General features: G+C 38.8%; 17 protein-coding genes, 4 tRNA genes and 2 pseudogenes. 11 read left to right on the plus strand and 12 right to left on the minus strand.

The features are described from left to right. Nucleotides 1-35: 35 nt before the first annotated feature. From I6F65_RS16600 to I6F65_RS16650, 11 genes are all read right to left on the minus strand, one after another. Nucleotides 36-734: an electron transport complex subunit E gene (locus I6F65_RS16600; protein WP_197113991.1), complete on the minus strand. Its 699-nt coding sequence runs from the start codon at nt 732-734 to the stop codon at nt 36-38. Beyond that, a complete protein-coding gene (gene rsxG / locus I6F65_RS16605) occupies nt 727-1,371 on the minus strand; it encodes an electron transport complex subunit RsxG (protein WP_197113993.1) in 645 nt (214 codons plus the stop codon). The genes I6F65_RS16600 and rsxG overlap by 8 nt, the downstream gene beginning before the upstream one ends. Beyond that, nucleotides 1,368-2,426 (minus strand): electron transport complex subunit RsxD, encoded by a 1,059-nt coding sequence (rsxD, locus tag I6F65_RS16610; RefSeq protein WP_197114003.1) that lies wholly within the window; start codon nt 2,424-2,426, stop codon nt 1,368-1,370. The genes rsxG and rsxD overlap by 4 nt, the downstream gene beginning before the upstream one ends. Further along, entirely contained in the window at nt 2,423-4,957 is a 2,535-nt protein-coding gene (gene rsxC / locus I6F65_RS16615) for an electron transport complex subunit RsxC (protein WP_197114005.1), read from the minus strand. Before rsxC ends, rsxD begins: the two co-directional genes overlap by 4 nt. 8 nt (nt 4,958-4,965) lie before the next feature. Beyond that, on the minus strand, nt 4,966-5,520 hold the full coding sequence (gene rsxB, locus I6F65_RS16620; protein WP_166113029.1) for an electron transport complex subunit RsxB: 555 nt from the start codon (nt 5,518-5,520) through the stop codon (nt 4,966-4,968). Between the two features lies 1 nt (nt 5,521). Further along, complete coding sequence (gene rsxA / locus I6F65_RS16625; protein WP_024609646.1) at nt 5,522-6,103, minus strand: electron transport complex subunit RsxA; 582 nt, start codon at nt 6,101-6,103, stop codon at nt 5,522-5,524. A gap of 291 nt (nt 6,104-6,394) precedes the next feature. Then, on the minus strand, nt 6,395-8,338 hold the full coding sequence (locus tag I6F65_RS16630; RefSeq protein WP_166113032.1) for an EAL domain-containing protein: 1,944 nt from the start codon (nt 8,336-8,338) through the stop codon (nt 6,395-6,397). Nucleotides 8,339-8,488: 150 nt separating this feature from the next. Further along, a tRNA-Asn gene (locus I6F65_RS16635) sits at nt 8,489-8,565 on the minus strand. Between the two features lie 20 nt (nt 8,566-8,585). After that, nucleotides 8,586-8,662 (minus strand) — tRNA-Asn (locus I6F65_RS16640). Nucleotides 8,663-8,686: 24 nt separating this feature from the next. Further along, nucleotides 8,687-8,763, minus strand: a tRNA-Asn gene (locus I6F65_RS16645). A 13-nt stretch (nt 8,764-8,776) separates the two neighbouring features. Next, nucleotides 8,777-8,853, minus strand: a tRNA-Asn gene (locus I6F65_RS16650). 1,062 nt (nt 8,854-9,915) lie between these two features. Here I6F65_RS16650 and I6F65_RS16655 point away from each other — a divergent pair. From I6F65_RS16655 to I6F65_RS16675, 5 genes are all read left to right on the plus strand, one after another. Then, complete coding sequence (locus tag I6F65_RS16655) at nt 9,916-11,295, plus strand: MATE family efflux transporter (protein WP_024612982.1); 1,380 nt, start codon at nt 9,916-9,918, stop codon at nt 11,293-11,295. After that, nucleotides 11,292-13,286 (plus strand): excinuclease ABC subunit UvrB, encoded by a 1,995-nt coding sequence (gene uvrB / locus I6F65_RS16660; protein ID WP_197114007.1) that lies wholly within the window; start codon nt 11,292-11,294, stop codon nt 13,284-13,286. Before I6F65_RS16655 ends, uvrB begins: the two co-directional genes overlap by 4 nt. Before the next feature lie 2 nt (nt 13,287-13,288). Further along, nucleotides 13,289-14,227, plus strand: coding sequence for a class I SAM-dependent methyltransferase (locus I6F65_RS16665; RefSeq protein WP_197114009.1), 939 nt, complete (start codon nt 13,289-13,291; stop codon nt 14,225-14,227). Next, complete coding sequence (locus tag I6F65_RS16670; RefSeq protein WP_197114012.1) at nt 14,228-14,908, plus strand: class I SAM-dependent methyltransferase; 681 nt, start codon at nt 14,228-14,230, stop codon at nt 14,906-14,908. Nucleotides 14,909-15,010: 102 nt separating this feature from the next. Then, nucleotides 15,011-16,039 (plus strand): hypothetical protein, encoded by a 1,029-nt coding sequence (locus I6F65_RS16675; protein WP_197114014.1) that lies wholly within the window; start codon nt 15,011-15,013, stop codon nt 16,037-16,039. A 35-nt stretch (nt 16,040-16,074) separates the two neighbouring features. On the opposite strand, the gene I6F65_RS16680 is transcribed toward I6F65_RS16675, so the two are convergent. Further along, nucleotides 16,075-16,317 carry a hypothetical protein gene (locus I6F65_RS16680; RefSeq protein WP_024612977.1) on the minus strand — a complete coding sequence of 81 codons (243 nt, stop codon included), beginning with the start codon at nt 16,315-16,317 and terminating at the stop codon, nt 16,075-16,077. 265 nt (nt 16,318-16,582) lie between these two features. Here I6F65_RS16680 and I6F65_RS16685 point away from each other — a divergent pair, with 265 nt between their 5' ends. The 6 genes and pseudogenes from I6F65_RS16685 to I6F65_RS16705 all read left to right on the plus strand — a co-directional run. Then, nucleotides 16,583-17,032, plus strand: coding sequence for an isoprenylcysteine carboxylmethyltransferase family protein (locus tag I6F65_RS16685; RefSeq protein WP_197114016.1), 450 nt, complete (start codon nt 16,583-16,585; stop codon nt 17,030-17,032). Between the two features lie 211 nt (nt 17,033-17,243). After that, nucleotides 17,244-17,804 (plus strand): annotated as a pseudogene (locus I6F65_RS16690) (RHS repeat domain-containing protein); the annotation flags it as partial. 3 nt (nt 17,805-17,807) lie between these two features. Next, nucleotides 17,808-18,500 (plus strand): AHH domain-containing protein, encoded by a 693-nt coding sequence (locus I6F65_RS16695; RefSeq protein WP_197114018.1) that lies wholly within the window; start codon nt 17,808-17,810, stop codon nt 18,498-18,500. After that, nucleotides 18,497-19,483, plus strand: coding sequence for an ankyrin repeat domain-containing protein (locus I6F65_RS16700; RefSeq protein WP_197114020.1), 987 nt, complete (start codon nt 18,497-18,499; stop codon nt 19,481-19,483). Before I6F65_RS16695 ends, I6F65_RS16700 begins: the two co-directional genes overlap by 4 nt. Before the next feature lie 441 nt (nt 19,484-19,924). Further along, the gene (locus I6F65_RS21990; protein WP_269435959.1) at nt 19,925-20,059 is read left to right on the plus strand and encodes a hypothetical protein; all 135 of its coding nucleotides are present in this window, start codon (nt 19,925-19,927) and stop codon (nt 20,057-20,059) included. Nucleotides 20,060-20,139: 80 nt separating this feature from the next. Then, nucleotides 20,140-20,234, plus strand: a pseudogene (locus tag I6F65_RS16705) (Mobile element protein); the annotation flags it as partial.

Raw genomic sequence — 20,234 nt, forward strand, 5'->3', positions numbered from 1 at the left:
GCATTAACTATTTACTAAATTAATGCGTTTTCCCCTTAAGTTAAGCTAGTAACACGTGCACGAGGACCTTTTTCAGCCTCTGGTGGTGCAACTTGCTTTGATTTTATTTGTGCGTCAATTACGTTTTTACCGGCAATAAGCAATCCAAGACCTAAAAATGCTCCTGGTGGTAAAATGGCGAGTAAAAACTGATTATCAAAGTTAAATACTTCAATGCGTAAGCTTTGTGCCCACGGACCTAATAATAAATCGGCGCTATCAAATAAAGTTCCTTGACCAATTAGCTCGCGCATTGCACCGAGTACTACAAGTACAACCATAAAACCAAGGCCCATCATTAAGCCATCAAAGGCAGATAAGTGAACTGGATTTTTAGAGGCGTATGCTTCAGCACGACCAATAATGGCGCAGTTAGTAACGATAAGTGGAATAAAAATACCTAATGACTGATAAAGCCCATATGTATAAGCGTTCATTAGCAGCTGCACTATGGTTACAAAGCCTGCGATGATCATTACAAATACAGGGATACGAATATCTTTAGGTACCCAGTTACGTACTATTGAAACACTAACGTTTGAACCGACTAAAACAAGTAGCGTAGCTAGCCCTAAACCTAGTGCGTTTGTAATTGTCGATGTAACAGCTAATAATGGGCAAAGACCTAAAAGCTGAACTAGGGCAGGGTTATTTACCCATACACCTTCTTTATACAGTGTTTTTAATTCACTCATTAGTTACCTCTAAACATTCAGCGTTAGGTGCTGCAAAAATAGCGTCAAATTCACTTTGAGCAAACAGCACTGCTTTTTTTACTGAGCCAACCACGGCACGAGGGGTAATAGTTGCCCCTGTAAACTGGTCAAATTGACCACCATCTTTTTTTACAGCCCACCGCGCATCATCTTTACTGTTCACTGTTAAGCTTTTAAAGTCGGTGATCCAAAGTGATTTTTTAACTTCTACTTTATCGCCTAAGCCGGGGGTTTCTTCGTGTTTAGTGGTGCGTACACCGGCAATACTGCCATCTCTTAAAACGGCGGTTAATAAGTTAATATCGCCGCTATAGCCATTGGGCGTAACGTGCCTTACAACAAGCGCGACAGGTTGATTATTTTTACGGGCGCGGTAAATAACTTGATCTGCGTATGGGCCAAGCCTTTCGTCGGTAATAATAACGCAGTCTTTTGATAGTTCGTTATCGTACGATTTAGGGTCAAGCACTTCTTGCAATTGAGAAGTAAGGTGAAGCTGTTCCTGCTCGGCAATTTTATCCGCTGTAAGCGCATTTATAGAGGCAACTAAACCGGTTGTTACCAGTGCAAAGGCACTTAAAATAGCGCCATTTTTAGCCATCGACGAAATAATCATTTTACTGCTCCATGACCATAAGTACGAGGTTGTGTGTAATAGTCAATTAACGGTACTGCAATATTAATAAGTAATACCGCAAAAGCGACTGCATCAGGAAAACCACCAAAGGTACGAATTAAATACACTAATAAGCCAATAGCGGCGCCGTAAATTAAACGCCCTCTATTTGTGGTTGCTGCAGATACCGGATCGGTTGCAATGAAAAATGCCCCCATCATGGTGGCACCACTTAATAAGTGAAAAATAGTACCAGGCTCTGTGCCCGGTGCTGCAATATAACCAATTGCACTACACAGCGCTAAACTTGCGATAAAGCTAACTGGGATATGCCAGTTAATTACTTTTTCTTTCAGTAGGTATAAACCACCTGCTAAAAAGCCTAAATTTACCCACATCCATCCAAGACCAGCCCATTCATTAAATACGGGCTTTTGCATGCTTTCGGTTACTGTTAAGCCATGACCAACATCAGTTTTAATTGTATCTAGGGGGGTCGCCATAGTAAGGCCGTCAATACCGGCACGTACTTGATCTAAACTGTAACCTATAGAGGTAAAGTCGGTAAATACCAGACGTAGCTGATCGGTAAACCCAATTGAATTATTTAATAAATCTGATACGGGCAGCCATGAAGTCATTTGCACCGGAAATGACACTAATAGCAGTACATACGCAGCCATTGCTGGATTAAATAAATTAAATCCTAAGCCACCGTATAATTGTTTAACGATAACAATGGAAAATAAACAACCAATAATAATAATCCACCACGGCGCTAAGGGCGGAATACTCAATGCTAGCAATACGGCTGTAAGCCAAGCACTACCATCACTTAAAGCAGGCCAAACAGGGCGCTTTCGCATCAGCATTATAGCGGCTTCAAAAACACTGACGGCAACAAGTGCAATCACTAGTTGGATAAGTACACCGGTGCCAAAAAAAACAACTTGAGCAATGAGCCCAGGAATACACGCGGCAATAACGGTAAGCATTAATCGCGTTAACGATTTATGACTGTGATTATGCGGCGAACTGGCCATGGTTAATTTCATGACTTATCATTTCCTTCTTTTTGTAACTTTTTGGCTTTTGCTCGGGCAATAGCGGCAGCAACGGCTGCTTTTTTCTTATCGTCGCTTGATTGAGATACTTCAGCTTCAACAGAGCTAGATGAATTTTCGATTTTATCTGGTGTGCTTGGTGCATCAGCGTCTTCTAGTGCTTTTGCCGCTTTTTTAGCTTTAGCACGTGCAATGGCAGCCGCTACAGCTGCTTTTTTGTCGTCAACGGGTGTATCGGCTTGTGGCTCATCGCTAACGGCTGGCTGAGCGTCTTCTAGTGCTTTTGCCGCTTTTTTAGCTTTAGCACGTGCAATGGCTGCCGCTACGGCTGCTTTTTTGTCGTCAACGGGTTCATCGGTTTGTGGATCATCACTAACGGCTGGCTCTGCGTCTTCTAGTGCTTTTGCCGCTTTTTTAGCTTTAGCACGTGCAATGGCTGCCGCTACAGCTGCTTTTTTGTCGTCAACGGGTGTATCGGCTTGTGGCTCATCACTAACGGCTGGCTCTGCGTCTTCTAGTGCTTTTGCCGCTTTTTTAGCTTTAGCACGTGCAATGGCTGCCGCTACAGCTGCTTTTTTGTCGTCAACGGGTGCATCGGTTTGTGGAACATCACTAACGGCTGGCTCTGCGTCTTCTAGTGCTTTTGCCGCTTTTTTAGCTTTAGCACGTGCAATGGCTGCCGCTACAGCTGCTTTTTTGTCGTCAACGGGTGTATCGGCTTGTGGCTCATCACTAACGGCTGGCTCTGCGTCTTCTAGTGCTTTTGCCACTTTTTTAGCTTTAGCACGTGCAATTGCTGCTGCCACTGCTGATTTTTTATCATCAGGTGATGCTGGCTCATCAGTTTGTGCTTTTTGCTCTTTGTATTTTCGCGCTTGTTCTTTGCGAAGTGCGCGTTCTTTTGCTACTTCGCTATTGTCTGGTTCTAATTCAGCAGTTTGATCGCCTAACTTCTTAGCTTTTGCACGGGCAATTGCTGCAGCAACAGCCGATTTTTCATCGCCGTTATCAGATTTGTTTTTGACACGCGCTAATGCATCGGCTATTTTTTGTTTTTCGTCAGCTGATTTAGCGGCAGGTTTACGTTTATGACGATTTTGTCTTTCTTCTTGCTCGCGGTCTAAACGTTCTTTACGTGCATCAAAACGCTCTTTGGCACGATCTGCTTTAATTTTATCAGCTTGCTGTTCTTTTATTTCAACTTTAGCTACGCGGTAGTATTGCACGAGTGGAATTTCACTTGGGCAAACATACGCACACGCACCACATTCAATACAATCAAATAAATTATGTTCTTGAAGTTTGTCGTATTCTTTCGATTTAGCAAACCATTGTAATTGTTGTGGTAATAAAGAAGCAGGGCAAGCATCAGCACAGGCACTACAACGTATACAGGCTTTTTCAGGACCAGGCTCTGCAAGTTCTTTATGATCAGGCGCTAGTATACAGTTAGTTGTTTTTACAATACCTATACGTACGGTTGGCAGTGTAAAGCCCATCATTGGGCCACCCATTATAACGCTTTGCTGTGGTACGGGTGAGAAGCCTTGGCAATCAAGTAAGTGTTTTATTTCAGTACCTAATAAAGCCCACACATTACCTGGTTTATGAATGGTATTGCCCGTTACCGTTACTACTCGTTCAATGAGCGGTTTACCTTCGTAAACAGCTTGTTGTACGGCAAATAACGTTCCTGTGTTTTGTACAAGTATGCCTATATCAGCGGGTATACCCGTACTTGGTACTTCACGATTAGTGAGTAACTTAATCAGTTGTTTTTCACCACCTGAGGGGTAAATAGTTGGGACTGTTTGTACTATTATTTTATTGTTATGCTCAGCCGCTTTACTCATAGCTGCAATAGCTTCAGGCTTATTATCTTCAATACCTACAATGCACAGCGTTGGATTTAACAGCTGTTGCATTAGCTCAAGACCTTGTACTACTTGTGCTGCATGCTCACGCATTAGTGTGTCGTCTGCAGTAATGTAAGGTTCGCATTCAACCGCATTTACAATCAAAAATTCAATTGGCTGTTTTGTATCTGCTTTTATATAAGTAGGGAAACCCGCGCCGCCCATGCCACTAATGCCCGCTTGATGAATTATATTTACTAATTCGTCGTGAGCTAAGCTCGTAGGGTTGTTAATTGGATTAAGTGTGCACCATTCATCTTTTCCATCAGTCTCAATAACAATACTGAGCTCTGGCAATGCAGATGGGTGCGCCGAAGGCATTGGTGCTATATCAGTAATTATACCTGAACTTGGCGCATGTACCGGCACTGACCAATTAGCTGCGGGGGCAGTTAATGCTTGGCCTTTAAGTACACGCTGACCTTTTTCTACAAGTAACTTACCATTTGCACCTATGTGTTGCTTTAAAGCAACTACAAGCTTTTCGGGCAATGGTAGGCGAGCAATGCTAGCACTATTAGAGAGTGATTTTTGTTGTGGCGGGTGTATTCCGCCAGGAAATGGCCAAACGGTCCCTTTATTTATTTGTTCAAGTAACTTATCCACTCAAACCTCTAATCTATTTGTGTAACAGGAATAGCGTCTAGCTGCCATTTCCAGTTTTGTTTAGTTTCGGCTACAGGTAGCATATCAATGCAGTCTACAGGGCAGGGCTCAACACATAAATCGCAGCCAGTGCATTCATCAATTAATACAGTATGCATTTGGCGAGTGGCACCTAAAATAGCGTCAACAGGACAAGCCTGAATACATTTAGTACAGCCAATACATTCGTCTTCGCGAATATAGGCAACTGTTTTTATAGGCTCTGCTTGTTCGCCGCCCGCAAGTGGTTTTTCATCAACACCCATTAAGCCCGCAAGCTTCTTCATGGTTGATTCACCACCGGGTGGACATTTATTTATTTCATCGCCGTTTGCAATAGCTTCGGCATAAGGGCGGCAACCCGGGTAGCCACATTGACCACATTGGGTTTGTGGTAAAATGGTGTCTATTTGCTCAACAATGGGATTGCTCTCTACACGAAATCGTATAGCGGCAAATCCTAAAATTAACCCAAAAATCAGCGCTAACGAGCCAAGCGCAATTAAGGCATAAAACAAGGTCATATTAAAATTTCACTAATCCGGTAAAGCCCATAAACGCCATCGACATTAAGCCTGCGGTTATCATGGCAATAGAGGCGCCTTTAAAAGGAGTGGGTACGTCAGCTGCTGCTAAACGTTCACGTAATGCTGCAAATAAAACTAGCACTAACGAAAAGCCAACCGCAGCGCCAAAACCATACACTGCCGATTGTAAAAATGAATGATCTTCTTTGATATTTAGTAAAGCGACACCCAGTACAGCGCAGTTGGTAGTTATAAGCGGTAAAAATATGCCTAATAAGCGATACAGGGTAGGGCTGGTTTTACGCACCACCATTTCGGTAAATTGCACTACAACGGCAATAACTAAAATAAAACTCATAGTGCGCAAAAACTCGATGTCGAGTGGCACTAAAATATACTGATTTACTAAGTAGCTTGTAACGGAGGCAAGGGTAAGTACAAAGGTGGTCGCCAATGACATACCAATTGCCGTATCAAGTTTCCCTGATACGCCCATAAACGGACATAAGCCTAAAAATTGTACTAATACAAAGTTATTAACCAGAACTGTTCCGATCAATAATAAGACATATTCTGTCATGTGTGCCTCACGCTATTAAAATCATTGGTATTATCCTTTTTTCTGCCCTGATTAACAACATGTGCAGTGACTATCAGCCAAATAAACAAGTTAAAATTCAAAGGCAATTATAAAGGTGTAAAAATACTGTAATTCGTATGTAATATTTACTTTAATTTTACAGTGCAAGTAATGCCAAATAGTACCACAGCGTTATTACTACAATTCACAAAGCAAAAAAGAGCAACAAGTGCTCTTTTTAAATTAATTAACATTACTAGGCTGATTTAACAGCGAGCAAGCTTAATTGATTTAGATATCTTTAGGTTTTTCGATGTAATAACCTTGTACACCATCTAAACATAGGGTTTCAATAATGTGCTTTTCTTCTTGGCTTTCAACGCCTTCAGCAAATACATTAACGCCAATACGGTGCGCTAAATCAACCATAAGTCGCATAAAGTATTGGTTGTTTTTATCATCTTCTAGACCGCGAGTGTAACTTGCATCCATTTTTATAAAATCGGGTTTTAAATCGCGGAAAAACTTAAATGAAGTTAAGCCAACACCAAAGCGTTCAACTGTTACGCGAGCGCCAACTCGGTGGATCATATCAATAAAGCGCTTACTAGCTTTAATGTTTTGCTGTAAACCAAACTCGCTTACTTCAAACACAAGTTTAGATGCAATGTGAGTATCTTTTAATAAGCGGCGTTCTAACCAAATTACAAATTGGTCGTTGTGTGCGCTTGATGCTGTTACATTCAAGCCAAAAAACTTCTCAGATAGGTTACGGCTCTTAACTTTTTCAAGCGACGAATCAATAATTAATCTGTCTATCTCTATAGCCATATCGAGTTTTTCGGCCATCGCCAAAAATGACGCGGTAGGGAGTACTTGGTTATCTTCAGTTTTAAATCTAACTTGTATTTCGGCGTATGCTTTAATGCTTTTGCCAAGTGGCATAATATTTTGCATTACTAAGTGCACACGTTTTGATTCAATAACTTCGTTAATCACTTTGCGCCAGTTTTGATTACCAAACCCAGCACTTGCGTTATTAGCTAAATCGGTTTCTCGTTGTACATGCCACGCATTTACTTGTTTTGATTGCGCCATACTCATTGCATTATCAACAACCGAAAGAAGCTCCCCTAAAGGTTTTCCTTTTTCGTAGCCTACAATGCCCGTGTTAGCTACTGAAGTTAGTTCTTGGTTTTGTTGATATTGCGTAAAGCGCGATTGTAAGTTTTCGCCAAAGCGTTCAGCTTCTTTAAGAGGTACATTAGGCAATACAACGGCAAAATCAGAGCTGTTTAATCTAAATACTTGGCTGCCAGTATACGTACCACTTATGTGTTTAACTATTTCAGAAACACCTCTAACGTATTCGTCGCCTTTTTGATAGCCACGGCTTTGATTTATAGCTTGTAGCTCGCTACATCTAACCATTGCTAAAGCACCAAACGTGCTTTTTTCGGTGTTTTCGATGTTTTTTTCGTAATACTCAACAAACATATTACGATTGCCAAGCGCAGTAATTACATCTTTATACGCTTCGTGTTTAATATCTTGCGCGGCACTTTGAATATCTTCATTTTTTGATTTTAAAAAGTGTGACAAGCGATTAAAGCTAGGAACTAAGTCTTTACCTAAGTTTTTTAATTTTGAACCGTCTAATGCTGTTTCTAAATCGTTATTAACTTGGTTTTGATTAATATAAATATCAATTGTGTCTGCAACCGTCATGCTTATATTTTTATTTAAACGGTAAAAAATCGATTTCATCAAAATAATAGGAATAATTACTAATGCAGCAGAAATAACAATAACAATAAATAGGGCGGTTTGAAGCTGCTCAGCTAAGCGTTCTATATTAAGTGTAAACTCAATTTTTATATCTGCTGCATCATTAACAGCAAATTGTGGACGAATAGAGTTAAGGTTAGATTGTATAAAGTTAGCAAATATAGGTAAGCGAGAAGGGGTGTCAATACTAAACACTTCGTTACCTTGGTAATCTCTTAATGTAAAACTAGAAAATGTTTTCCCGTCAGCAATTATTTTTTTTAAGTTTTGTGCTGAATCATCATTAAAAGATATTTCATTTATATATTTGGTTACAGTAGTTTGAGCATTTTTTTGCGCATCACTAACCGCATTGTTAAAGCTTACCGATATAAAGTAAGTTCCAGCTGCAATGCATAGTAGCCAAGTAATTATTTGTACAAAAATAAGTTTTTTAAAACCAGCCATGTTTTCAGTCTTTTAATAATTCAAAAGGGAAGGAATCAAGTCCTTGATTAATAAACTAAGTTACAACGCATATGAATAATAAATTAATGCTTTAGTTATAGATAGGAGAGTAGTGGATTTTTGCTGGAATGTCTATGGAATTATTATAATTGGCTCCCCCTCCCCGACTCGAACGGGGGACCTGCGGATTAACAGTCCGTCGCTCTAACCAACTGAGCTAAGGGGGAACTAAAATATTATTATGATTTGGCTCCCCCTCCCCGACTCGAACGGGGGACCTGCGGATTAACAGTCCGTCGCTCTAACCAACTGAGCTAAGGGGGAACTACAATATCATAAACATAAACTTGGCTCCCCCTCCCCGACTCGAACGGGGGACCTGCGGATTAACAGTCCGTCGCTCTAACCAACTGAGCTAAGGGGGAAATCGTAAAAACTTGGCTCCCCCTCCCCGACTCGAACGGGGGACCTGCGGATTAACAGTCCGTCGCTCTAACCAACTGAGCTAAGGGGGAAGCGCTTGCCTTTCAACGGGGCGAAATATTAATGACCTCACTGCAAACTGTCAACACATAAAAGATCATAAACTAAAAAAAGAAGTCTATTCGGCGTTTTTATGTTCGATCTGTGTGATTTATGGCTTTATTTTGATTTTTTTTAGAAATTTTAATGGAAGAAAATGCGACGTAAATTGCTTTTTGAGTAAATTACTTTTGTGTGTTGAGCAAATAAAACACAATATTAAACTGCTTTGTTAGCAAAAATTACACGTAAAAGACAAAAACTAGCTTTCACTTCTTTTTAGTTTTCGCTTTTTTACCTTTAAAATATAAAAACATTTAAAATCGACTTTGGGTAATTCAAAAAAATTAGTCACTATTTAGCGGTAATAAATTTAATTTACGATTTATTATGCAAATAATATTGAAGTTGTTCAAAAATAGTGCAATCAATAACTTGCAGCATTTTATTGGTTAGCGAACTCAGTTAAACAATTGAGTTAGTAAGGCGGATTGATCCAATTAATAGACTTTTACTTTGAGATTGTAAAAATGACATTAATTGATTATCTAAGTTTAATAAGAATTAACTAAAAATGAGACCTCTCTAGAAGCCTTTATAAATGCGGCTTTGAATGAGTTATCCACGGTTTCTGTGGATAACTCTGTTTATGAAACCTTAAGAACATCAGGCGCACTAGAGCTGTAGGGCGCTGCACCGATTTCAAGCTTTTAAATCACTATTTTTATTTCAATATAAAACAATGAGTTAGTGTTTCACCTTTATTCCATGCAACTCGATGAGCAAAATTTTTCGTTACGATAAATCAAAGTATTGCTTTGTGTAAAAAAGCATCAGCAACTGGTGGTTGTTTGTAATAAAAGTTACAAAAATGTATTTTAATTGTTTTTTAGAGCACTAAGCCGTTATTTTAACAAAAATACGTAAAAAGAGGCTTTTACTATTTTTTCGAATCTTTAGTTTGCTGTTTACTTCAAATCTGTTGATAAATCCGTGGCTTGAATTGCCTTGATGCTTTAAAATGATTCGCTCAGTAAAAGAGGCTAATTTATTCCATGCGCGCAATTTCAAAATCTCAGACCCGCCCAGATTTACTAAATGATCCTATCCCTTCAACATTAAAAAAAATGACCATTCCAATGATTTTTGGAATGGTCACTTTAATGATGTTCAATATTGTTGATACATTTTTTATAAGTTTATTAGGAACTGAGCCATTAGCAGCAGTGAGTTTTACATTTCCAGTTACCTTTACCGTTATTAGTTTAGCGATTGGTTTGGGTATTGGTACATCGGCTGTAATAGGTAAGGCACTTGGCAGTAATAAAATTGATGAAGCACGTTTTGACGCAAGCGTATCTATATTGGTCGCTTTTGTTTTAGTGCTTATTTTATCTTTTGTTGGTTATTTATTAATTGATCCCATATTTACGTTATTAGGTGCAGGGCAACAAGTACTGCCATTAATACACGAATACATGAATGTGTGGTTTATCGGAAGTGTGTTTTTAATTACCCCCATGATAGGTAATTCGGTATTACGTGCCAGTGGCGATACCACAACACCGAGTATTGTAATGGGCGGGGCAGGGCTTATTAACGCCATACTCGATCCAATGCTTATTTTTGGTTTTGGTCCAATACCTGCTTTAGGTATTCAAGGTGCGGCTATTGCAAGTGTTATAGCGTGGTCGGTGGCTGTTGTAATTATTTTATATTTGCTAATAGTAAAAAAACGTTTATTAAGCTTAAAAGCAGGCAAGCAAACAGTTATTGGCGCTATTCGTAAAATATTAAAAATTGGTTTACCTGCAGCGGGCGCTAATATGCTTACACCAGTAGCAATGGCAGTAATGACCGCTATGGTTGCACATCACGGTCCGGAGGCTGTAGCGGCATTTGGAGTTGGCAGCAGAATAGAATCTATAGCAAGTATATTGGTACTTGCTTTATCGATGACACTTCCACCCTTTGTGAGTCAAAACTTTGGTGCAGGTAAATTGTGCAGAGTAAAAGAAGCGTATATTGGTACATTAAAATTTGTAATGATTTGGCAATTCGCTATTTATGTTTTACTCATTGCTTTATCAGGTGTGATCAGCCAATTGTTTGGTAAAGAGCAAATGGTTATTGACGTTATAAAACTCTTTATTTATACCATTCCGCTTAGTTATGGCTTACAAGGTGTGATCATATTATCTAATTCTTCGTTTAATGCTTTACACAAACCAATGAACGCATTGTTTTTAAGTGCTGTGCGCTTATTCATTTTTTATCTGCCATTTGCATATATAGGTAACGAACTCGCTGGGTTAATCGGATTATTTATTGGTGCAGCAATCGGGAATTTATTTACCGCAATGGTGGCATACAAGTGGTTTATAAAAGAGCTTGAGGCTTTGAGCAGTCAATCATTAAAGGAGTGCAATAATTGAGCGATCATTTTCAACTAAAATCACATTTTAAACCTGCGGGAGATCAACCAACAGCTATTAAGCAGTTATGTGAAGGTCTAGAAGCAGGTTTAGCGCACCAAACATTGTTAGGCGCAACAGGTACAGGTAAAACCTTTACCATGGCTAATATTATTAACGACTTAAATCGTCCGACAATAATAATGGCACACAACAAAACCTTAGCAGCGCAGTTATACGGCGAGATGAAAGAGTTCTTCCCTAAAAATGCGGTTGAATATTTTGTATCTTATTATGATTACTACCAGCCAGAAGCCTATGTTGTTTCTAGCGACACGTTCATAGAAAAAGATGCATCAATAAACGAGCACATAGAGCAAATGCGTTTAAGTGCAACCAAAGCACTGCTTGAGCGTCGCGATACCATTATTGTGGCGTCGGTATCGGCTATTTATGGTTTGGGTGACCCTAAATCATACATGAAAATGATGCTGCTTTTAAAAGTGGGCGAAAAAGTAGATCAACGCGACATGCTGCGCCGTTTAGCCGAAATTCAATACACCCGCAACGATATAGATTTTAGCCGTGGCACATACCGCGTACGTGGCGAAGTGGTTGATATATTTCCCGCAGAATCAAGCACTTTCGCTATACGCGTAGAAATGTTTGACGATGAAATAGAGCGTTTGAGTATTTTTGATCCGCTAACAGGTGCAGTCGAAAGACATATTATACGCACCACTATCTACCCAAAAACGCATTATGTAACCCCACGAGAAAAAATTCTGGGTGCTATCGATAATATAAAAGAAGAGCTTAAAGATCGAAGAGCGCAATTACTAAGTGCAAATAAATTAGTAGAAGAGCAACGGGTAACGCAACGTACACAATACGACATTGAGATGATGCGAGAGTTAGGTTACTGCTCAGGTATAGAAAACTATAGTCGTTATTTATCGGGACGTACGCCTGGCGATCCGCCGCCAACATTACTTGATTATTTACCAGATGATGCATTGATGATTATTGATGAATCGCACGTGACCGTTTCGCAAATCGGTTCTATGTACAAAGGCGACAGAAGCCGTAAAGAAAACCTTGTTGAGTATGGCTTTAGAATGCCCTCAGCTATGGATAATAGACCGCTACGCTTTGAAGAGTTTGAAGCCATAGCACCACAAACAATTTATGTATCTGCAACGCCAGGTGATTTTGAGTTAGAGCGTTGCGTAGGCGCAATAGCGGAGCAAGTTATTCGACCAACAGGGCTACTCGATCCCCTTATTGAAGTGCGCCCAGTGGCTGATCAAGTTGATGACCTACTATCTGAAATTTACAAAAGTGTAGAGAAAGGCGAACGCGTACTTGTAACTACATTAACCAAACGTATGTCTGAGGATTTAACAGACTACTTAAGTGAGCATAATGTAAAAGTACGTTACTTACATTCAGACATTGATACGGTTGAACGAGTTGAAATTATTCGTGATTTACGTGCTGGTGTGTTTGATGTGTTAGTGGGCATTAACTTACTTCGAGAAGGCTTAGATATGCCAGAAGTGGCGCTTGTAGCAATACTTGATGCAGACAAAGAAGGCTTTTTACGCTCTGCACGCTCAATTATTCAAACCATTGGTCGCGCCGCTCGTCACTTAGATGGTCGTGCTATTTTATATGGTGATAGAGTCACAAAATCGATGGCTAAAGCCATGGATGAAACAGCACGCAGACGCGAAATTCAGCATGCATATAATATTAAACATGGTATTGAACCGCATTCATTAGCCAAAAAAATCCTCGATGTGATGGATATAGGCGAAGAGGCTGCACCAAAAGATAACCTGAGACTTATTCGTAAAGAGTCTAAAAAAGTACTCAGTGCAAAAGAAATTACAATTCAAATTAAGCAACTCGATAGCAAAATGCATGCGTATGCGAGCGATTTAGAATTTGAAAAAGCGGCTTCTGTTCGCGATGAAATACATGAACTACAACAACAGTTGATTAATTAAAAATGACATCTGATTTTACTCCAATTATTACAGCGCTAGCTGATGCGCCGATTTTAAATAATGAACTTTGCCGTGTTTTTCATGGGCGTGGGCATACGGTTGAGGCATTAAGCCATATTAACGTAGACTTTTACCCGCCGAGTTTATTTTTAGTGTCTTATGATGAAATTGACGAGCTAACACTTAGCGAATTAACAAGTGTTGTATGGAAGTGGGCGCAAGCACATCATCCCGAACTTATTACATCGCTTGTGTACCAGCAACGCGCCGGTGTGCAGAGCCAAAACCAATTAGTGTATGGTCAATTACCTGTTCAGCATGTTGTAAACGAAAACGGTATTCGCTTTTTGGTTGATTTACAGAGCCGCCAAAATACTGGAATATTTCCGGATATGCGCAGCGGCCGTGAGTTTGTTATGGCTAACAGCAAGCACGCTAAAATACTTAATTTATTTTCGTATACGTGTGGGTTTTCGCTTGCAGCAATGCAAGGCGGTGCTGATCATGTAATGAACATGGATATGAGCAAAGGTGTACTTAAAGTAGGCAAACAAAACCATCAGCTTAATGGTTTTGAAAGAGGCGTGAGCTTTTTACCACACGATATTTTAAAGTCGTTTGGTAAATTAAAAAAAGCAGCTCCGTTTGACTTAATTATTGTTGATCCGCCAAGCTTTCAAAAAGGTAGCTTTATTTTAACTAAAGACTATCAAAAAGTGCTGCGCAGATTGCCAGAGCTATTAAGCGATACAACAAAGTTACTGCTTTGTGCTAATAGCCCAGAGCTTAGCGAAGATGCATTTAAAGCACTTATTACAGAGCATACACAAGGTGCCATTGAGTTTGTTGAGCGCTTAGCACCAACAGCACGCTTTATAGAAATAGACAGCGATAGAAGCTTAAAAGCGCTGGTCTATAAAACGTCACAAACAACTGATTAAATGAAGCTCAGTAAACGTTTATCAGCTATTGATTCGTTAATAGCACAACCAACCGATATTGTATGGGATTGCTGCTGTGACCATGGTTATTTAGGTTTAGCGTTGTTAAAACGAAATGCCGCTAAAAAAGTTATTTTTGTAGATATAGTGCCCAATCTAATGGCTGATTTAGAATCGTTGCTTATGCGTGTTAGCGCCCAGCAAAATTCTTATTCAAGCAGCGAGCAGTGGCAAGTAATGTGCAAAGATGTTGGTCGTATTTTACTTGGCAAAAATATAAAGCAGACCGTTGTTATTGCTGGTGTAGGCGGTGAGTTATTATTAAAACTCGTGCAACAAATAATCGCAAATAACAGCATTGAAAGCGTACAAAACACGCGCTTTATTTTGTGCCCAGTACACCATACTTATGACGTAAGAGTAGGGCTTAATATGCTGGGTTTAGGTTTGATAAGCGAGCAACTGGTTTGCGAAAATAAACGTTTTTACGAAATTATAGAAGTCAGCTTTAATAGCAACACAAAAGTAAGTTGCACAGGTTTACACATGTGGGATTTCACAAATAAAGAACACATAACCTACAAACAGCAATTACTAAATCACTATAATAAAATGCTCAATAAAGATGAAGTTTATTATCAAAAAGTTATAACAGACTATCAAGGATTAGCCGATAGTTAAAAAAGCCTAAAATAAAGGCGTTGGTGTGATCTAATTACGACAGTGAAGACGTAATATGATTAAAGTTAATATCTTGCTTAAGCAAGTTTATTTGGTTAATTTATGTCAGATAATAATAGTTACTTACAGTCTTTACTCAGTAATGAGCAAAAATGGCAACATAGCTACGAGCAGCCAATTTCTTATGCGCCTGTTGTGCAATTGGCAAATAATAGCTGGGTGGTGCCTCAACATTTTTTACGTTATAAACACACTTTAAATAGCGTAAACGAAGTGCTCGATAGCATTGAATTTTCGACACACTTTAGAGTGCTTGCTGCACAAAAGGGTGACGAAATTTACCTGCAAGTTGCGGTACTAAGCCCTGACAACTATCAAAAAGGTGTTTCTCAGAGCGATATAAAAGCAAAAAAATTGTTGTTTGGCAGACGTTGGATTGTTGAAGAAAACTTGCCTACCTCAGAGCTTATTCAAACTGCATTTTTAGCACTTAAAGTGGCCCGTGAGCACGAAGTGAGAGAGCTTTTTCAATATAAGCACGCAAATCATGTAAGCACGCCATTTAATAATCACCACGATTTGCCGCTAATGGCTCAAAACCCTGAGCTAATTAACAGCGACTGTAATGACACGCAAGCCATTGCAGATGTTGTTAAACGTATTGTTTTTGCCGGTAAAGAAATTGTTTTAAAAAGCCAGAATATGATCACGGCTGAGCAGTATTTATATACGGTTGAACTTTTATGCCAAGACAGCCAGTTAACCGAGTTTAACCAAAAAACGATTGCATTTTTAACCAGTGATCAAACTGCTAATAGCTTTTTACATGCTTTAATTGCAGCACTAGTCAATGCAAGCAATGAATACGTTAATGAGCAGTTTAAGTACCAAGGCTTTGCTCGATTTAGTAAACACGTTACGGCTGAGCAAATAGGTGCTCTAAGCATTGCCATGCGCTCGTCAAGTGCAATAGGGCTTTGCTCATTAGGGAAACAGCACGCTAACCAGTTAAATTTTGAAATAGACAGTGGGCGAGCGCCAGAAGGGTGCGGACAAGCTATTGGCGGTTTTTTAGCTGCTCATGGTATAGAGCAACCAGAAAACGCACATTTGTACCCAGGTTACTTATAAGTTTGCACCTAGTGCAAACTTATTAAAACATACAACTAAAGCTTATTTATTTCTTGTTTCACGTTAAAGCTTGAATCGGTAACTATAGCTTCAAGTGTTTGTACACGCTCTTTTAATGCAAGTACTTGTGCTTTAGTCTCAGCTAACTCTTTATTAGCATCACTGTTATTGTTTTGCATTTTATGTTTAAACTCAAGATGCTTTTTATACATATCGTAAACCACACCTGAGCCAACCGAAATTAGCACTATTAAAACAATCATCGTAGTTCCAGACATAATCACATTCCTTCATTTTATTCATTCGTTTATATTTAAAGTATAACCTTTAAGCACTTTTGATAAAGCTGACAATTGTAACTTAATTTGTATGGTCAGTTTAAGCTCTTGATTGTGGGTTGGTAGAAGCTGTTATTTTTAACGTTCAAATTGATTTATAGTTTACAGCGTTCATCATTTATACACTTGTAGTATTGTTTAATGTTCGGCTAAACATTATGTAATAAATTAAATAAATATTTTATAACTAATACAGTGAGTTGCTATGTTAAATAATAAAATTCCACCCGTTATTGTTGTGCTGTTTTTTGCGGGCATAATGGCACTTATCGCGCACTACAGTATTATTGATTTTACAGCGTTTATTACCTATTTAGCTTTGAGCTTTTTAGCAATAGGGAGCGTGTTATGTATTGCGGGTGTATTGAGTTTTAAACTTGCTAAAACAACAGTTAACCCAAGTAAACTAGAGCAAGCATCAAAGCTAATTACGAGCGGAATTTACCGGCTCTCTCGTAATCCTATGTATGTTGGGCTTGCTTTTATTTTAGTAGGGTGGGGCATTTGGCTAAGCTCGTTGTGGGCACTGCTTTGCGTTGCAGGGTTTATTGCGTACTTAACGTTTTTTCAAATAATGCCAGAAGAGCGTGCTTTAACTAAATTATTTGGCAAAGAGTATATTACCTATAAAGCAAAAGTTAGGCGCTGGTTATAAGTTTACAGCAAAAAATAAAATAAATAAAAAAGGCTATCAACGATAGCCTTTTTGAGCAAATAGCAATAAAGCTGGCATTGCATCAAGTAATTCTAACGCACATGGCACCATTAAAAACAGTACGACCGAAGCCGACCGCTTAACGCAATTTGGCGACAGCGACTTTGACTACGACGAATTCGGTAACCAAATACGCGAAACCGGCAAAGGCATTAAAACCCTTCGTGAATACAATGCATTTAACCAATTAAGTTGTTTTAACAACAACGGCACGCTTACCCAATACGATTACGACCCGCTTGGTCGACGTATAGCTAAGCATACTGAACACGGTAAAATTGACTACATTTGGGATAACGACCAACTTATTGGCGAGTACCAGCACGGTGAATATACGTGGTATATAAACTTACCAAATCAATTTCATCCAATAGCACTGATTAAAAAAGGTGAAGTATATTACTACCATTTAGATCAACTCAATACCCCGCGTTTTGTTACCAACAACAGCGCACAAGTAGTATGGGAAAACCAAGCCGACGCATATGGTTACGAAGAGCCAAAACTAGAAGCTAAATCTCCTGTAAATAATACCTTTACTCAGCCAATTCGTTTTCAAGGGCAATATTTAGATGAGGAAAGCGGATTACATTACAATCGCTACCGCTATTACAGCCCCAAGCAACAGCGCTTTATAAACCAAGATCCAATAGGGTTAGTGGGTGGGATCAACCACTATCAATATGCGCCCAATCCGGTTAATTGGGTAGATCCGATGGGGTTGCTGTGTAAAAATGGTGAAAAAACATTAAAAAACATGTTGGGCACCTTGGTAGGTAATGGTTTTGATGAAGAAACCGTTGAGGCTATTTATAAAATTGCAATAGCATGCACTCCTATTAACAATAAAGATATATCTACGATTAATTATCCAATAGAAGGGGGGGTAAATCGAAAAGACCATGAATATAGTTTTGAAAAACTTCTCCCTGAAGAAAATAAAATTATAATAACAAGAGAGTTACCATCAGGCAGAAGGATATCGCAAACCGTCAGTATAGAAGACTTTGCTCAGCAGCATGTTGATAACAATGAAAAAGTAGCCAACATTCATTGGGGTAAAATTTTAGAAGAAGAGCATGGTGTTGCTAAACCAAGCCCTGAAGAAATGGAAAATGCTCATGCTCACCATATTGTATTTAAAGAAGGTAGTGGGAAGCAAAAAGAATGGGTGCTTAAGAGTAAAGCTATTTTAGAGAAGTATAAAATTGATTGGCTTAAAGGTCCTGAAAATTTAGTCTGGGCACCAAATATTAAAGGGTTACATACAGAAGAAATGGCTAAGTTGGTTTATGAAGAATTAGCTTATGCACACGAAACGAAAGGTACTAAAAAGGCTGTTGTCAAAGCACTCCAAAACATGGGAAGAATAGCTGCACAGCATACAAGAGGAAAAGTATACCCATGAATACTGAACTACTTAAATTAGCAATGAAATTTATGCTTGAAAATGATGCGGAATCTTTGCAATCATTTTTTAATGAACACCCTGAAATTTTTAAATATGATCTTTTATCAAACCGAAATTGGTTGCATGAGGCTGCTGAGAATGATGTGCCTGATGTTATTCAAATGTTATCAAATACAACAGATATAGAAGGTGTTGATAAGTTTGGTCGAACACCACTTTGTTATGCTATTACAGCTGATGAAATAGCACCAGCTAAAAAATTAATTGAGCTAGGTGCCAACGTTAATCATGGTGGTGATTATTCCCCTTTATCTTGTGCGGTGTATAGCCAAAATAAAGAGTTACTCAAACTATTAATAGAAAATGGCGCAAATAACGAAACTAAAGAGGAGCTTATTCGTTTTGGTCGTGGTCAAGGTTATAAAAACATTGAAGACGATTTAAACGACCTTAATTATGTATCTGCCATAACAGAAACGTTTAAAGATAAGTTAAGCACTCATTATGGCGAGCTGACTGACGTACAATGTAAAGAGTCACCGTGTGTTTTGTATTCAAAACAAGCAAAGGGCAAATTTACGGTTTATTCTGACAACATCAGTAAAAATCCCGAAATCCCGTTTGAGATAATGTTTGAAGTTACAAAACAAGGCTTTGATACAGCAGAAGAAGTACTTACTCAATCATATCCATGGTTGTTTGATTGGCTAGAGGTGATAAGCCAAGTTGAGATAGACTTAACGCAACGGGTCATTATTATTACCCGAGAAGTTGAGTGTACACCATATCAAGGTATTGCTTTACTGACTGAAGAGCAAATTAACTGTAACGATACCCTTGTATACATCTATAGACTTTTCCCGTTATACCAAAAAGAAATCGAGTTTGAAAAGCAATATGGGATAGCAGCATTATTTAAAAAGTTTGAAGAGCAAGGCGTAAGCCAGACCATCTTAAAAACTCGTAAACCAATAAAATAAGAACCAAAAAAATAACAAAGAAAATAACAAAAGTGGAGAGAATGGGGTCACCCATTAGAAAGTTCCGGTCAAGCAGGCAGCTGTGTTTTCTTGATCTTTTTATTCAAAAACCAAGTGTTCTTATTATTTAAACTCAATTTAAATATGACTACGCACCTAGTAATGACGTCGATTGGTGTGAATATGCACCAGTCACCAGGAAAATAACAAACACAAAATAACAAAGACACCCACTTAACACAAAATAACAAAGACACCCACTTTAAATAGTGGGTGTTAATTTACTACTAACACGTTGTACTTAAACAACATAACACAAAAGAAAAGGACTCTTCGATGCCAACACAAAATAACAAAGACACCCACTTTAAATAGTGGGTGTTAATTTACTACTAACACGTTGTACTTAAACAACATAACACAAAAGAAAAGGACTCTTCGATGCCAGCAATGAAATTAATCCAATCGGTAGGAATTGGCGGCGCAAATAAGCCAGACGATGTAAAAGCAGTACAAACCGCTTTAAATTCACTTCTTTCCCTCATAGCACCCACTCAAAAATTAAACAGAAAATAAACTAGACACCCAACCTAAATTTGCACTTTCTAAGGTTAATGACTAAATTTTAATTAGTCTGAAAAGTGAGCAGGTGTTTTATGGCTATTGCAAGAAAACGTCAAATAAGTTTGGTTGATACAAAATACTACCACTGTATTTCACGTTGCGTTCGCCGTGCTTTTTTATGTGGCGA

This window comes from Pseudoalteromonas sp. SWXJZ94C, from assembly GCF_015864385.1.
In the GTDB taxonomy this organism is placed as follows: domain Bacteria; phylum Pseudomonadota; class Gammaproteobacteria; order Enterobacterales; family Alteromonadaceae; genus Pseudoalteromonas.

Excerpts from the sequence above, each read along its gene's own strand:
- I6F65_RS16670 (WP_197114012.1), top strand. The coding sequence starts at position 14,228 with ATGAAGCTCAGTAAACGTTTATCAGCTATTGATTCGTTAATAGCACAA.
- rsxB (WP_166113029.1), bottom strand. The coding sequence starts at position 5,520 with ATGACCTTGTTTTATGCCTTAATTGCGCTTGGCTCGTTAGCGCTGATT.
- I6F65_RS16600 (WP_197113991.1), bottom strand. The coding sequence starts at position 734 with ATGAGTGAATTAAAAACACTGTATAAAGAAGGTGTATGGGTAAATAAC.
- I6F65_RS16655 (WP_024612982.1), top strand. The coding sequence starts at position 9,916 with ATGCGCGCAATTTCAAAATCTCAGACCCGCCCAGATTTACTAAATGAT.
- rsxA (WP_024609646.1), bottom strand. The coding sequence starts at position 6,103 with ATGACAGAATATGTCTTATTATTGATCGGAACAGTTCTGGTTAATAAC.
- rsxD (WP_197114003.1), bottom strand. The coding sequence starts at position 2,426 with ATGAAATTAACCATGGCCAGTTCGCCGCATAATCACAGTCATAAATCG.
- I6F65_RS16665 (WP_197114009.1), top strand. The coding sequence starts at position 13,289 with ATGACATCTGATTTTACTCCAATTATTACAGCGCTAGCTGATGCGCCG.
- I6F65_RS16700 (WP_197114020.1), top strand. The coding sequence starts at position 18,497 with ATGAATACTGAACTACTTAAATTAGCAATGAAATTTATGCTTGAAAAT.
- I6F65_RS16680 (WP_024612977.1), bottom strand. The coding sequence starts at position 16,317 with ATGTCTGGAACTACGATGATTGTTTTAATAGTGCTAATTTCGGTTGGC.
- rsxG (WP_197113993.1), bottom strand. The coding sequence starts at position 1,371 with ATGATTATTTCGTCGATGGCTAAAAATGGCGCTATTTTAAGTGCCTTT.
- I6F65_RS16675 (WP_197114014.1), top strand. The coding sequence starts at position 15,011 with ATGTCAGATAATAATAGTTACTTACAGTCTTTACTCAGTAATGAGCAA.
- I6F65_RS16685 (WP_197114016.1), top strand. The coding sequence starts at position 16,583 with ATGTTAAATAATAAAATTCCACCCGTTATTGTTGTGCTGTTTTTTGCG.
- I6F65_RS21990 (WP_269435959.1), top strand. The coding sequence starts at position 19,925 with ATGCCAGCAATGAAATTAATCCAATCGGTAGGAATTGGCGGCGCAAAT.
- I6F65_RS16695 (WP_197114018.1), top strand. The coding sequence starts at position 17,808 with ATGGGGTTGCTGTGTAAAAATGGTGAAAAAACATTAAAAAACATGTTG.
- I6F65_RS16630 (WP_166113032.1), bottom strand. The coding sequence starts at position 8,338 with ATGGCTGGTTTTAAAAAACTTATTTTTGTACAAATAATTACTTGGCTA.